Below are 15,113 nucleotides of genomic sequence, written 5' to 3'. Positions count from 1 at the left end.
AGCTATGCTGAATTAATTGGTTAATATGAAAACAACATAATCCCTCAATATCATTGAGTTTCCTCTGACCATTATCATTGTACCAGAGATTTTAAACAAAACAGCCCGGAACTCCTGTTCCGGGCTGTTCAGCATTACATGGTGTAAATTGTTACTTCAAAGAAGCACAGAAGCGCTGGATACGCATGCAGGCATCTTCAAGGACAGCATCAGATGTGGCGTAAGAAACACGCATATATGGGCCGAGACCAAAGGCGCTACCATGAACGGCAGCAACACCTTCTGCCTCCAGAAGTTCTGAGACGAAATCTTCGTCAGTTTCCAGAACTTTACCAGATGGCGTTGTCTTACCCATGGCATCTGCCAAAGATGGATACACGTAGAAGGCACCTTCTGGCGTTGGGCATTTCAGGTACTTGCACTGGTTGAGCATGGAGACAACCAGATCCCGACGGCGCTGGAATGCCTTCTTGAAAACTTCCAAATGTTCCTGCGGTCCCTCCAGGGCTTCAACGGCAGCCCACTGCGCAATCGTACATGCACCCGATGTCTGCTGGCCTTGCAGCATATCCATAGCCTTGATCAGCTTTTCAGGGCCGGCCGCATAACCAATACGCCATCCAGTCATGGCATAGGCTTTGGAAACACCATTGATGGTCAGAGTACGATCATAAAGCTCAGGCTCAACCTGCGCAGGTGTTACAAACTTGAAATCGCCATATGTCAGATGCTCATAGATATCATCGGTCATAACCCAGACATTCGGATGACGCAGCAGCACATCCGTCAGCTTCTTCATCTCGTCATGGGTATAGGCAGCACCGCTCGGATTGGACGGTGAGTTGAGAATAACCCATTTGGTCTTTGGCGTAATAGCCTTTTCGAGAACATCCGGCTGGAGCTTAAAGTTATGCTCCATCGTTGTTTCAATCAAAACAGGCGTACCACCCGCAACAGAAACCATCTCAGGGTAAGACACCCAGTAAGGCGCTGGGATAATGACCTCGTCACCAAAATTAACAGTCGCCATCAGAGCATTGAACAGAACGTGCTTCCCACCGGTACCGACCAGAATCTGGGAAATCTTGTAATCAAGATTATTCTCACGCTTGAACTTGCGAACAATGGCCTCGCGAAGTGGCAGAATTCCGGGAACGGGAGGATAACGCGTTTCACCACGCTTAATGGCAGCAATAGCTGCTTCTTTGATATGTTCAGGTGTTTCAAAATCAGGCTCACCAACCGAGAGGCTGATAACGTCACGGCCCTGATTTTTAAGGTCTCGCGCTTTTTGTGTCACGACCAGAGTTGCAGACGGCTTGATGCGAGCCAGAGCATCGGACAGAAAAGCCATGGTAAGACCTCTTGTATTTTCAGATTGATGAACGATCATTTATTAAAGCACTGTATGAATACAGGCAAGGAAAACTATTCCATAATTTCTCAGAAAAACAACCATGCGACAATTGGGCTTTCAGCCAATCACTCTGTTCCCAGCTGCGCACGTTTGAGGCCATACTGAATGTCATCAATCGTTGCCAGCAGTTCAGGCGGTACGTTCTGTGAAAGTAATTCATGCCGCAGATTATTTATCTGCTGAGGCATTGTCTTGAAATTATTATCCTTAGCCGAAATAAGCTGCAAAAGCTGGCGACAGATTTTCTCTTCATCCTGAGAGAATTTCCCACTGGCTATATCAGCCTGAAGCTGGCGAATGGCATGCGCTATAGCAATCGGAGCAACCACTGTTTCCAGTTGAGAGCGGCGCTGAGGTCCTGCCAGTAAGGCAAGCCGCATTGACCGATGTAACATTCGTGTCAGGCGATTGCCTGTATCTTTTGCCCGACGGCCAGATGCCAAAATCTTAAGATCATCAATAAAAGCATGCTCCAGATCGCGCCCGGGAAAGGCAGCCTTGGCCGGAACGATAAAACGGAATGCAATAATCACAATGATAATGGCAATGGTCATGGACCAGCCGATAGACCATGAAATCTCCATCCCGCCATGCAGCGGCATCATCGGCTGACAGGTCACAAACAGGGACATACCATAATCAATGGCCGGTTTTTCTGTCGGCGGATAAACACGGGCCAGCGCACCAATAATAATGAAAGGTGCCAGAATAAGCAGTACATGCATATAGCTGGTTGCGAATTCCAACATCAGCCAGCGGCAGATCAGGGCAGCGGCAGTACCGACGACAGTCCCGTAAAAGACACCTAGAAGTGCTTTCTGCGGATTAGGGAAAGTGGAAAAAACAGTCAGAAAGATTGCCATCCCCATGAGGGTATAAGGTCCGCCCTGCCAACCCGTCACAAGCCATATAGTGGCAATAAATGCAAAGGATACAAATGTCCGAAGTGCCGCCCGTAATGCCCCGGGAATATCCCGATGTAATGCATACTCCACCCGCTCAAGCGAAGAGGCATCGCGTGTAAAATCATCCAGCGCATCTATTGCCTCTTTGAGAGCAGAATAAAGTGCATTTATAATGTTACGATCTTCTGGGCTGCTCTGACAGGCAGCTTCACATACCTTTACCAGAGCTTCATCAGAAACCTGATGGTTTTCTTCTGCTGCGAGTCTTTCAGACAGTTGGTGAAGCACCTGAGCAATGGCACGCCCTTCCCCATTTTTAATAAGTTTCCTGTGCGATAAAGTTGCGGCAATAGCCATGGCATTGATCAGTTGCAGCAGAAATACCCGCAAAAACCGCATCCGCTTATGCGCTTCAGGAGAACCGGCAGCAACAGCATCAATGGTTGCCTCTATCTCGGCAATTTCCTGAATAAGTTTCCGTTCTGTCTCAACAAACTGCTTTTGTGACAACGCATCAGCAATCCAGTTTATCGTGTCAGCACCTGCAGCACGTGAACGACGCGCAAAGGCAGCACGCGGTGAACGCGGAGCAAAGAGCGCACTGACCAGCATTGAAATCAGAACACCAAGCACTGTTGAAAGAACACGTGCCCAGGGTAAATCATGCGGATGTGACAGATCACCAATATCCGGCAGAATGACGATGGCCATTGTATAGCCAATCAGCAGCACACCATAACTTTTCGAGCTGGCAACAAGGTTCCCAATACCCGTGCAGACAACAATCACCAAACATAGTGAGAAGACCACATAGACAGGCTCGGCTGTCAGTTTCAGCACCAGGAAGGCAATAGCTGTACCAATCCCCGTTCCGATTAAACGATAGAAATTGCGTTCAATCATCATGCCACGTGTTGGCTGGGCAACAATCCAAACCGTCATGGCTGCCCAATAGGCATTCTGAAGCCCAAGCAATGTTGAAACGGCCAAAGCCAGAACAGACGCCAATGCCAAGCGTGCAGCATAAAGCACTCTGGAACGATCAAAGGCAGAAACAATTTTCAAGACAGCTTGAGACATCCGAAGAAAATGATCCGTAGGATAAAGTTGGCGGAGAGGTAAAGAAGACATCAGTCGAAAACTGATACAGTTTTTATTGTAGTAACGAACACCCCTACTCAACAGCAAATTTCGACTTTCCGCAGCAGAAGTGTACTTCTCCCCTTCCAATAGCAAGAACGAATTGGCAACATTGACGAATCCGCCTATTCTGGCGGATGTAATAATTTTTGAGGCTTACGCTTTTTATTGCGGACGAGAAGGACCATATACCTACTATGGCAAGACTACCCAAACCGACCCGCTCAAAAGCATCAAAACCAGATCTGCAACCGCTTGATCACCATCTGGCGGAACTGCTCAATCCTGCACTGAATCGTGAACGAGAGCAGCAGGAAGAGCAGAAGAAAAAGAACAAGGCACAATCGCAAGGATTATCCGAACAGCCACAAGCTGCTTTCGAAGCGAAGACACCCGTCAAAGCCCCTAAGGTCGACCCGGCCCTTGCCCGCAAATTCAAACTGGCACCGGCAGAGGGTGCAGGAGATGGTGTTTCAGCAACAGTAGCAGCCCTGACGCAGCTGCTAACCGATGGTAATCCGCTGTTCAAGAATGGCAAGCTCTGGACACCGCATCGCCCACCGCGTCCTGAGAAGTCAGAAGGCGGTAAAAGCTTCTTTTTCAAATCTGAGTTCGAGCCTTCCGGTGACCAGCCAGCAGCAATTGCGGAACTGGTTGAGGGTATCAATAACGGTGAGCGCGATCAGGTTCTGCTTGGTGTCACGGGTTCCGGTAAAACCTTCACAATGGCCAAGATCATTGAGGAGACCCAGCGCCCGGCGCTTATTCTGGCACCGAATAAAACACTGGCGGCCCAGCTTTATGGGGAGTTCAAAAGCTTCTTCCCGGATAATGCTGTCGAGTATTTCGTATCCTATTACGATTACTATCAGCCAGAAGCTTATGTACCCCGTTCTGATACGTATATTGAGAAAGAATCCTCGATCAACGAACAGATCGACCGAATGCGCCACGCAGCAACCCGTGCTGTTCTGGAACGCGATGATGTCATTATCGTTGCATCAGTCTCCTGTATTTACGGTATTGGCTCGGTCGAAACCTATACGGCCATGAGCTTTACAATACAGGTCGGAGACAGGATTGAGCAAAGACAGCTGATCGCCGATCTTGTTGCCCTCCAGTATAAACGTATCCAGAATGATTTTGCCCGCGGCACATTCCGTGTTCGTGGTGACGTAATCGAACTCTTTCCAGCCCACCTTGAAGACAGGGCATGGAGGATATCGCTGTTTGGTGATGACGTTGAATCGATTACCGAGTTCGATCCTCTGACCGGACAGAAACAAAATGACCTTGAGTTTGTCAAAGTTTATGCCAACTCTCACTATGTGACGCCAAGGCCAACATTGCAGCAGGCTGTTAAAAGCATAAAAGAGGAGCTGAAAGCCCGCCTGAAAGAACTCAATGGCATGGGCCGTATCCTCGAAGCACAAAGGCTGGAGCAGCGCACCGTCTTCGATATGGAGATGATGGAAGCAACAGGTTCATGTGCTGGCATTGAAAACTACTCCCGCTATCTCACAGGTCGACGCCCGGGTGAGCCACCACCTACCCTGTTTGAATACCTCCCGGATAATGCTCTTATTTTCGCGGACGAAAGCCATGTGACGATTCCACAAATTGGCGGCATGTATCGCGGTGACTTCCGTCGCAAGGCAACCTTGGCAGAATTCGGCTTCCGACTGCCTTCCTGTATGGACAACCGTCCTCTGCGCTTTGAGGAATGGGATGCCATGCGTCCTCAGAGCGTCCATGTATCCGCAACACCGGGTAAATGGGAAATGGAACAAACAGGTGGTGTTTTCACAGAACAGGTTATTCGTCCGACCGGTCTGATTGATCCACCCGTGGAGATCCGCCCGGCCAGAACACAGGTTGATGATCTGCTGGGTGAAATTCGTGAGGTCACCGCCAAGGGGTATCGTACCCTTGTCACGACACTCACCAAACGAATGGCTGAAGATCTGACGGAATATCTGCACGAAAACAACATTCGCGTCCGCTACATGCACTCAGATATTGATACGATTGAACGTATTGAGATCATCCGCGACCTACGCCTTGGTGCATTCGATGTGCTCGTCGGCATTAACCTTTTACGTGAGGGACTTGATATTCCAGAGTGTGGCTTTGTAGCCATTCTCGATGCCGATAAAGAAGGCTTCCTGCGTTCTGAAACATCACTGATTCAGACGATTGGCCGCGCAGCCCGTAACGTTGATGGCAAGGTTATCCTCTACGCAGACCATATTACCGGTTCCATGGAACGGGCGATGTCCGAGACCAACCGCCGTCGTGAAAAACAGGTTGCCTATAACGAAGAGCACGGTATTACGCCTGCATCAGTCCGCAAGAATATCTCGGATATTCTCGATAGCGTTTACGAGCGAGACCACGTTAAAGTCGACACGGGTCTTGTCAGTGGCAATAACGCAATGGGCCATAACCTCAAGACGGTTATTGCCGATCTCGACAAACGCATGCGTGAAGCTGCAGCCAATCTTGAGTTTGAGGAAGCAGCCAGACTGCGTGATGAACTTCGCCGCCTTGAAGCGACCGAACTCGCCATTTCGGAAGACCCAATGGCAACACAAGGTGAAGTTGAGAAAGAGGCCGGAAGCTACAAGGGTGAAAGAAGCTACGGAAAACGTGCGAACCTACCACCAAAGTCATCTAGAATATCCAAGCCTGATCTGGATGATATGGGGCCAGGAACAGACCGGGAGCGCCCTGTTGCATCCCGCCCTCCTCCGAAACGGAAGAAGTGAACAGAGAGCTCATTATGGAAACGATAATCTATCATAACCCTGCTTGCGGAACCTCAAGGAAAGTTCTTGAGCGCCTCCAGAATGCCAGTGTTTCGCTCACGGTTATCGAATATCTCAAGACCCCTCTCACCAAAAATGATCTGCATAAGCTGATCTCGCACCTCTCAGTTCCAGTCAGGGACATCATCCGGGAACGCGGCACTCCTTATGACGAACTTGGTCTTGATAATGACGCACTGACCGATGATGAGCTGGTTGAAGCAATTGCAAAACACCCCATTTTGCTGAACCGGCCAATTGTCGTATCAGATAAAGGAGCAAAGCTTTGCCGACCAGCAGAACTGGTTGAAGAGCTTATCTAATGACAGGTAAAAATAACGGGTAATGGGTCTTTGGCTATTGAAGCCTTTGGACAATTACCAAAATATTCTTTACAGGAACATTGATCAAACTGTTCTTGAATATTGAGAGGGTTTCAATTTGGCAGGAATGTCTGTCAGTCTTGATGGCAACAACATTCAGTTATCATTCCAGAAAGATAATCAATCCACTGCGGTTGTTCTGGATGCTGAGGCTGCACGCTCTCTTGTCCGCGCTTTAGGACAACTGCTCAACGTTCTTGATGATCAGGACGATGATGAAACAGAAGAGCTCTCCGGCCTTGAACAGATTGAAGAAAACGTTGAAGGCGAAGTTATCGATACATCGGATATGATTGATATTACATCGCCCACAATCGACATCGGGCTGGATTCAGAAGGTCATGCCATCCTCACATTCCAGGCAGGTGTCTATGCACCAATGCTGATCAGGTTGAGGGACGAGGAAGCCCGTTATATTGCAAATGGCTTACTCGAAATTCTCAACAGCCCTCAGGATATCCGCACCTCCGGAGGTGGACATTGATCACTGTCAGCATCTGCTAACAGTTTCTGATCGACAGACAATTGACGCCTACATCCGTGTCTGGGATAGCTATATCTCTGATATTAAATGCTAAAGGATCAGATAGTGGCGACTTCCTCTCTTAAACAGGGAATGCCGATTGAAACATCTCTTGACCATCCTGAGCAGAAAAGCCGGATGGAAAAGGTTTATGATCCATTGCATAGAAGTGAACTCATAGAACTTCTATTCTTCGCATATCGTGATTTCGTCAGTGACCCAGACCGTAATCTGTCAGATTTTGGTTTCGGGCGGGCACATCACCGGGTTCTGCATTTCGTCCATCTACATCCCGGACTGACCATCGCCGAACTGCTCGATATACTGCGCATTACCAAGCAGAGTCTGAATCGTGTTCTGAAAGAGCTGATCCAGAAAGGTTTTATTGAGAGCAAGACAGGTACATCAGACCGTCGCCAACGCCTGCTTTATGCAACAGCAACAGGTATAGCCCTTTCACAGAAACTGTCTGATCTTCAGGGCGAGAGGATCAAGCGGGCATTCAGCACCCTCCCCGACGGAACAAGTGATATTGTCTGCAAGTTTTTGCTTGCTATGATAGACCCATATGATCAGGATCATGTCACCAAACTGGTTTATGGTCCTCCAGAGGCCAAGTCATGATGCAAAGACCACAAGTCGAAACTGCTGATCACGCTCCCCACATCCTTGTTGTCGATGACGACAGACGTCTGCGGGAACTGCTGGCGCGCTTTCTTCAGGAGAACGGCTATCGCGTTACCACCGCAACGCAGGCTGCAGAAGCACGCGCAAAAATTGAGAATATCATTTTTGATGCTCTGGTTCTCGATGTCATGATGCCCGGTGAAAACGGGTTCGATCTTGCTCGCAGCTTGCGAGAAAATTCCGATATTCCTATCCTGATGCTCACCGCAAAAGCGGATGCTGATGACCGCGTTACAGGTCTTGAAATCGGTGCTGATGATTATCTTCCAAAGCCTTTCGTCCCGCGTGAATTGCTTTTGCGCCTCGGCAATATCCTGAAGCGGACACCTGTTGTGGTTGAGGAAGAGCGGCCAGAAACAATCAAATTCGGGCCTTTCAGTTTTAACTTTGCTCGTGGTGAGCTTCGCAAAGATGATGAACTTATCCGCATCACGGAAAGAGAACGCGAAATTCTAACGGTTCTTGGGTCTCAAACCAGCGGCCAGGTCTCTCGTGAAGAACTAAGTGGTAGCGAAGGGGCAAATGAACGGACAGTTGATGTTCAGATTAATCGCCTGCGTCGTAAAATTGAACAGGATCCGGCAAACCCTGCCTTTTTGCAAACAGTCCGTGGCATTGGCTACCGGCTTGTGATTGACAGGTAAAACGCCTCAATGACTCCTGCCCCTACCCCTCCATCGAAGAAGCCCCGGAACCTTATCCGGAAGGTTATGCGCTGGATCGGCAATAAAATGCCGAAGGGGCTGTATGCTCGCTCGCTCATCATCATCATTGCACCAATGGTGCTGCTGCAATCGGTTATTGCCTATGTTTTCATGGAGAGGCATTGGCAGACAGTCACACAGCGCCTGTCTGCGGCAGTGACGGCCGATATTGCCGCGTTGATCGATATTTACCAAAGCTACCCGCAAGATGCAGATCTAGATACTTTAAGCCGGATTGCCTCCCAGCGCCTGCAACTTGATGTCGATATTCTGCAGGAGACCCAGTTACCGCCAGCCAGCCCCAGACCTTTCTTCTCTATACTGGATGAGGCTTTATCTGATGAGCTGAGTAAGCAGATACTTTATCCCTTCTGGATTGATACAGTCGGCCGCTCCAACCTGATCGAAATTAGAGTTCAGCTCGACGACAAAACCTCTATGCGTGTGCTGGCCAGACGATCCCAGGCCTATGCATCAAATTCACATATCTTTCTTGTCTGGATGGCTGGTTCATCGCTTGTCCTGATCGGCGTCGCTATTATCTTCCTTCGTAACCAGATCAGGCCAATATTACGTCTCGCTGAAGCAGCTGAAAGTTTTGGTAAGGGGCAGGATATTGACTTCCGACCCCGCGGAGCGCGGGAAGTGCGTCAGGCCGGGCATGCATTTCTTGAAATGCGTCGACGTATTGAGCGCAATATTGAGCAGAGAACCGCCATGCTTAATGGCGTCAGTCATGATTTGCGAACCATCCTGACACGTTTCCGTCTCTCCCTCGAACTGTTCCCCCCAGGCCTAGAGGTTGAAGATCTCCAGCGTGATGTCGAAGAAATGAACCGTATGCTGGAAGGATATCTGGCATTTGCACGGGGCGATTCCGGTGAGCAGGCATCTACGGCTGACTTAAAAGGTCTTCTAGAAGAAATCAGAGCAGATTCAGAGCGTCACGGACACACCACAACACTAGAAATTATTGGTGACCCAACGATCACAGTTCGCAAAGATGCTTTCCGCCGTATGCTGCACAATCTTGTTTCCAATGCGGGACGTCATGGCCAGAAGGTTATGATCTCAGCTAATCATGAAACACGCTGGCTGATTGTCCATATTGATGACGATGGCCCAGGCCTGCCGGCAGATATGCGGGAAGAAGTTTTCAAACCGTTTGTCAGGCTTGACGAAGCGCGCAATCAGGATGAAGGCGGCTCTGGGCTTGGTCTTGCAATCGCCCGTGATATCGCACGCTCTCATGGTGGCGATATTATCCTCGGCGATAGTCCGATCGGCGGATTACGTGCAACTGTCAGATTACCAGCCTGATGCCACTAAAGCGTAATTTAACAAGTCTCAACAGCCCTTCATTATAAAAAATGTTACTCTAATCATTGGTCATCATTCATGCTCACACTTCTCGGCTCACCTACCTCTCCCTTTGTGCGTAAAGTACGTGTATCAGCTGCAATACTTGGTCTGGAACAACAGATTGAGGTCAAGGATGCGGATACCAGCTCACTGACATCTGAACTTGTCGCGCAAAACCCGCTTGCCAAAATCCCAACACTTATTCTGCAAGACCAGACAACTCTTTATGACTCTCGGGTCATCGTAGAATATCTGGATTTTCGGGCGGGCGGGAACATCATCTTCCCTGAAGGACAAGCCCGCTTCATTGCCTTGCGCCAGCAGGCCCTTGCAGATGGGCTTATGGATGCCGCACTGCTTCAGGTTTACGAAAAGCGTATGCGCGCAAGTGAAAACTACGATGAGGGTTGGATCGAGCGCCAGAAAGTCAAAGTGGCAAATGCCTTGAACTACGCAGAGGCTCATCTGGCCATCCCGACAGAGAAGGTTCATATCGGCCATATTGCTCAGGCCTGTGCTCTTGGATATCTGGACTTACGCTTCAATGGTGATTGGCGTAAATCATGCCCCAGACTTGAGAGCTGGTTAAATAGCTTTAGCGAACGTGTACCGGCTTTTTCAAAAACAGCCGCCAGTCTCAAAATATAAATAACCCCGGCAGGTTTCCCTACCGGGGTTATCACTCTAAGCTCTAAAGAATTAGAACTTGTAGTTTACACCAGCGCGGACAACGTGGAAATCAGTGCTTTCCTTTGTTGAGAGCTGGTTAGCATTGATATCAGTCCAGATGCGTCTCTTGTCGCCAAGATCGACGTAAGCATATTCACCTTTAACCGTGAAGTTGTCGGTGATTGCATATTCGAGACCTGCACCAACTGTCCAGCCAACGCGTGTGTCAGACTTGGAACCAGAAAGAGTATAGCCTGTTGCGAAATCGCTATAAGCAGCACTTGTCTTTACGGAACCGTAAGCAAGACCACCTGTTACGAAGACGAGCAGACGATCAACTGGTGTGAAACCAACGCGTGGGCGAACTGTACCGAACCATTCAACCTTGTTCTGACCACGAAGCTCGTCATAAGCCAGACCAGCTGCTGTGTAGTTATAGGAAGTGGATTCGCGCTTCAGATCAATGTAGTTGAAGTCAGCTTCAAGACCGATAACGAAGCTACCCATCTGGTAGTTGTAACCGATCTGACCACCGCCTGTGAACGAACCGTCATCGCTTTTATCTGTAGCGCCGAAGCTATCAGGATAGTAGCCATTGAAGTTCAGGTTCTTCAGCTTGTTGTCACCATTGAAGGCATAACCAGCGTTAAGACCGACATAGAAACCTGTCCATGTGAAGACTGGTGGAATGTAAGCTGGAGGAGCCGTACGACGGCTAGGCAAGTCAGCAGCAGAAGCAGTACCAACAGCCAGAACGGCCAGAGCAGCACCTGCAAGCAAGATCTTCTTCATAATTAACTCCCGTTTATAATCAGCCATATCGGCCTCGACTATTCTGTCAGGCCTCAGGTTATCCGTAATATAGCGCGTTAAAAGACAACTGGCTGTTACCTTCTAAGCACGCTTCAAAACGAGAATGTGTCTGAAAAATGGCAAAAGCATGTAGTATCTATGCTCAATACTCTTCCCAGAAACAATCCGTTAACATTTCCTCTTAGTAAAAGGCAGATAATATCTTTTTTCTAAAAGGAAATTACTGCAATTTACTCGCAGTAAAGAGGAATTAGTTCCCCGTTTTCAACGCATGAATTTAGAAAGAGTTCCGAAGAAAATACAATTTAGGAAATTATGCCATAAATGCTTATGTTTTTATTTAGATACAGAAGCATCTGTCAGGCAGATCGCCGATATTTGCCTGCCATAGTCAGGCTCCTGACGGTGCGTTGCACGACGAAAACTGAAGAATCGCTGTTCGTCTGCGTAAGTACATAACCCAAGATCATGGAAATTACCAATCTCGGCCACCACCATACGACCTGCAATATACCCTTTAAGATCAAATAGGAAATAGCCATCTTTGCTACTTCTGTTGAAATATCGGGAGTTTTCCGCAGTCTTTTCTATGAAGCGGTCTCTGAATTCAGATCCAACCTCATAATTTTTCTGACTGATACAGGGACCAAGAACTGCCGTAATCGTACGGCGCTCGGCTCCAAGCTTTTCCATCTCAGCAATCGTTGCCTCAAGAATACCGCCGATTGCACCCTTCCAGCCTGCATGGGCGGCACCAATAACGCCATGATGAGGATCGACGAATAAAACCGGGCCGCAATCAGCAGTCGAAATCCCCAATGCAATACCGGGCACTTTTGTTACCATGGCATCTGCCTGCGGGCGTGGAGCTCCCCATGGAGTTTCAGCAACAACAACTTTATCTGAGTGTATCTGGTAGAGGCTCACCAGATTAGGCTCTGTAACGCCAAGACATTCCGCCATCCTGCGCCGGTTTTCCTGTACATTATCTGGCGTATCCGAAGACCCAAGTCCACCATTCAAAGACGTATAAATGCCAGAAGAAACGCCACCCTCACGCGTAAAAAACGCATGACGGACAGATTTCAAACCAGAAAGTTCAGGGGCTTCAATCAGCATCTAATGCTCACTTCAAACAATAGTCAGAATGCCATTTTGGTTGATGGCAATCCCGGGCAGTTCCTCATTTGTCAAAGATGATACAGCGAGAATCTTAAATAATTCTCCCATATTTTGAGAATCTGTTTCAATCAAACGCTCAACAGCCCGATATATATTATCGGCCTCATCCGGCGCAGCTTTAGCGAGCATAGATGCTCTGACCTCAATACCCAGCTGACGTAAAAATTCGCCCTGACGTGCGAGCCCGTGAACAGATAATCCGGCGTGACGGGCAACACTGGCAAGATACTGAAAACAGACATGTGTTGTCAGATCAGCCTCTCCTGCCCTCTCCAGAACATCAACGAACTGGTGCCTGTAAAGCGCCTGCAGGCTATCACCATAAGCGGGAGCGGCATATCCATAATCAATCAGCAGAGCTGTTCCACTCTGTTTCTTCAAGCGGAGAGAAAGATCAGTCATATAAGAAATGCTGGCAGCAGGATATTCCAGTAACTGTCCTTCTTCCGGCTTCAGCGGCATATTAATCTGCTCAGACTTAAACAGGCCAAATCTGAAGCTGTGATTATCTTCTGCAAGACCAATACATCTTTGTCGCCATTGCCCGCCATCTGTCACATATTGCTGTACAGGCAACGCATCAAAAAACTCATTTGCAACGATCAGTATTGGCGCATCATCTGGCAGGCTTTCCAATGTTTCATGCCAGACAACCTTTTTCTGAGATGTACCAAGCGTCTGTTGCTGCTTTTCCCGAAGAACAGGACTGGTTTCAACAAGATGGACCTCTAGCGCCTCATGAAAAGCAGGAACAAGCTGGCTGGCACGCAAGGCATCAGCAGTCAAAGTTCCCCGCCCCGGACCTAGTTCAACCCAGAGAACTCTTTGGGGAGCTCCCATTAAACTCCAGATTTCAGCGAACCATAAACCTATTAACTCACCAAATATCTGACTAATTTCAGGAGCTGTTGTGAAATCACCTGCGGCTCCTAAGGGATCACGACTGGCATAATAATGTTCAAGGCATAGCCCCATATAGCGCTCAACACTTATTGGGCCATTCAGAATAATCAAATCACGTATCTGGTCAGAAAACGATTTCATACGGTTGTGCTAACCTTGGTTTTCATCCACCCATTCAGAGCCAGAATAAGAACAATAACTCCGCATATTATCATGGGCAAAGAAAGGAACATTCCCTGAGTGATACCACCACCCATAACCGACCAGTCACCACCAATGATGAAACTGCCCTCAGGTTCACGGAAAATTTCGCAGATACTGCGAGCTAGACCATAACCAATAAGGAACAAGCCGCTCAGGATACCAGGACGGCGAAATCCAAAGCAACGCACTACAATGGCCATGATGACAAAAAGAACCAGCCCCTCTGCGAAAGCTTCATATAACTGGCTTGGGTAGCGCGGCAGGCCATCTTCGGCACGCGGGAAGATCATTGCATAAGGGAAATTCGGGTAATTTGGCACGCCATCAGCAACCCGCCCCCAAAGTTCACCATTAATGAAATTGGCTATCCGGCCAAAGAAAAGACCGATGGGCACAACAGTGCAACATAAATCAAAGATGGCAAAAACATTCAGTTTTCGAAAGTAAGAAAACAGGCTGACCGCTACCAGAGAACCAAGAAGACCGCCATGGAATGCCATACCGCCTTTCCATATCTTCAATATCTCGACAGGCTGGCTGAAATAATAATCCCGTTCGTAAATCAGAACCTGCCCAAGACGTCCGCCTAAAACAACGCCGATCGCAACATAAACAAGCAGATCATCAAGCTGAGGCAACGTTGGCGGATTCTGCGGCTGCCACAGACCTCTATGAGACGCGAGCTTTCGTGCATAATACCAACCGCCGAGCAGGCCAACGATATACGCCAGAGCATACCAACGAACCGCCAAAGGCCCTAGAGACAGAGCAATAGGGTCGAAGACAGGCGCGGTCCAGAAAGTTTCCATGTAGTCCTCTAGAAGAATCATCCAACGTGCAGAGGTATACACGTTTCGTATTAAAAAAGGCATTGTTTGGGAAAACTTGCACTAAATCACATTTATACCATTGCACTTATCGTCGGGAAATCTCACATACTCATAATAGACAGGAATAGCCTTTAGGGAGACAGGCATCATGGACCCGAATAAAAATCGCATTTTTGATGAATTTGCAAAGCTGACAACAGATGCCATTGGCGCTGCTCAAGGCCTGAAACGTGAAGCCGAAACGATCGTGAAAAATCAGGCTGAGAAAATGATGCGTAATATGGATTTCGCTTCCAATGAAGAGGTCTCCGTCCTACGTGAAATGATCTCAAATTTGAAACAGGAAAACGCTGCTCTTTTAAAACGCGTTGAAAAACTCGAAGCAAAGCAGAGTAAACCCGCACCAAAGACAAAAGCGACAAAGTAAATCTTATCAAGATCTTATAAGATTTATATCTTGATATTATACTTAAGGATAAAGAAAAGCTGTTTTGATAAACTATTTAGACGATCGTCTAAATCCGAAATCACTATAAAATATTAGAAAAATGATATTTTCTATTTTTGTTTTGTGGATAGGCCGC

At 48.1% G+C, this 15,113-nt stretch carries 14 protein-coding genes; 8 read left to right on the top strand and 6 right to left on the bottom strand.

Annotated elements, in window-relative coordinates:
• Nucleotides 1-151 precede the first annotated feature (151 nt).
• Nucleotides 152-1,354: a pyridoxal phosphate-dependent aminotransferase gene (locus tag WJT86_RS09345; protein WP_346337297.1), complete on the bottom strand. Its 1,203-nt coding sequence runs from the start codon at nt 1,352-1,354 to the stop codon at nt 152-154.
• Nucleotides 1,355-1,482: 128 nt separating this feature from the next.
• The gene (locus WJT86_RS09340) at nt 1,483-3,402 is read right to left on the bottom strand and encodes an FUSC family protein (protein ID WP_346337296.1); all 1,920 of its coding nucleotides are present in this window, start codon (nt 3,400-3,402) and stop codon (nt 1,483-1,485) included.
• A 257-nt stretch (nt 3,403-3,659) separates the two neighbouring features.
• Between WJT86_RS09340 and uvrB the strand changes: the two genes are divergently transcribed.
• The 7 genes from uvrB (at nt 3,660) to WJT86_RS09305 (ending at nt 10,576) form a co-directional block, all read left to right on the top strand.
• On the top strand, nt 3,660-6,230 hold the full coding sequence (gene uvrB / locus WJT86_RS09335; protein WP_346337295.1) for an excinuclease ABC subunit UvrB: 2,571 nt from the start codon (nt 3,660-3,662) through the stop codon (nt 6,228-6,230).
• 14 nt (nt 6,231-6,244) lie between these two features.
• The gene (arsC, locus tag WJT86_RS09330; RefSeq protein WP_346337294.1) at nt 6,245-6,592 is read left to right on the top strand and encodes an arsenate reductase (glutaredoxin); all 348 of its coding nucleotides are present in this window, start codon (nt 6,245-6,247) and stop codon (nt 6,590-6,592) included.
• Between the two features lie 118 nt (nt 6,593-6,710).
• Entirely contained in the window at nt 6,711-7,136 is a 426-nt protein-coding gene (locus WJT86_RS09325) for a hypothetical protein (protein WP_407066939.1), read from the top strand.
• 177 nt (nt 7,137-7,313) lie between these two features.
• The gene (locus tag WJT86_RS09320; protein WP_346337564.1) at nt 7,314-7,799 is read left to right on the top strand and encodes a MarR family winged helix-turn-helix transcriptional regulator; all 486 of its coding nucleotides are present in this window, start codon (nt 7,314-7,316) and stop codon (nt 7,797-7,799) included.
• On the top strand, nt 7,796-8,506 hold the full coding sequence (locus WJT86_RS09315; protein WP_346337293.1) for a response regulator: 711 nt from the start codon (nt 7,796-7,798) through the stop codon (nt 8,504-8,506). The genes WJT86_RS09320 and WJT86_RS09315 overlap by 4 nt, the downstream gene beginning before the upstream one ends.
• 9 nt (nt 8,507-8,515) lie before the next feature.
• On the top strand, nt 8,516-9,886 hold the full coding sequence (locus tag WJT86_RS09310) for an ATP-binding protein (protein WP_407066938.1): 1,371 nt from the start codon (nt 8,516-8,518) through the stop codon (nt 9,884-9,886).
• 78 nt (nt 9,887-9,964) lie between these two features.
• Nucleotides 9,965-10,576: a glutathione S-transferase N-terminal domain-containing protein gene (locus tag WJT86_RS09305; RefSeq protein WP_346337292.1), complete on the top strand. Its 612-nt coding sequence runs from the start codon at nt 9,965-9,967 to the stop codon at nt 10,574-10,576.
• A 51-nt stretch (nt 10,577-10,627) separates the two neighbouring features.
• Here the strand turns inward: WJT86_RS09305 and WJT86_RS09300 are convergent, their stop codons facing one another.
• The 4 genes from WJT86_RS09300 to lgt all read right to left on the bottom strand — a co-directional run bounded on the left by WJT86_RS09300 (nt 10,628) and on the right by lgt (nt 14,508).
• Nucleotides 10,628-11,389, bottom strand: coding sequence for an outer membrane protein (locus tag WJT86_RS09300; RefSeq protein ID WP_346337291.1), 762 nt, complete (start codon nt 11,387-11,389; stop codon nt 10,628-10,630).
• 357 nt (nt 11,390-11,746) lie between these two features.
• Complete coding sequence (gene pgeF, locus WJT86_RS09295; RefSeq protein ID WP_346337290.1) at nt 11,747-12,529, bottom strand: peptidoglycan editing factor PgeF; 783 nt, start codon at nt 12,527-12,529, stop codon at nt 11,747-11,749.
• 12 nt (nt 12,530-12,541) lie between these two features.
• A complete protein-coding gene (locus tag WJT86_RS09290) occupies nt 12,542-13,636 on the bottom strand; it encodes a class I SAM-dependent methyltransferase (protein ID WP_346337289.1) in 1,095 nt (364 codons plus the stop codon).
• On the bottom strand, nt 13,633-14,508 hold the full coding sequence (lgt, locus tag WJT86_RS09285; RefSeq protein WP_346337288.1) for a prolipoprotein diacylglyceryl transferase: 876 nt from the start codon (nt 14,506-14,508) through the stop codon (nt 13,633-13,635). The genes WJT86_RS09290 and lgt overlap by 4 nt, the downstream gene beginning before the upstream one ends.
• Before the next feature lie 169 nt (nt 14,509-14,677).
• On the opposite strand from lgt, the gene WJT86_RS09280 reads away from it, so the two are divergent.
• Nucleotides 14,678-14,956 (top strand): accessory factor UbiK family protein, encoded by a 279-nt coding sequence (locus WJT86_RS09280; RefSeq protein ID WP_346337287.1) that lies wholly within the window; start codon nt 14,678-14,680, stop codon nt 14,954-14,956.
• The last annotated feature ends 157 nt before the right edge of the window (nt 14,957-15,113 follow it).

Source organism: Hohaiivirga grylli, from assembly GCF_039655745.1.
Taxonomy (GTDB): Bacteria; Pseudomonadota; Alphaproteobacteria; order Rhizobiales; family Beijerinckiaceae; genus Hohaiivirga; species Hohaiivirga grylli.
This window is presented reverse-complemented; position numbering and strand designations above follow the sequence as displayed.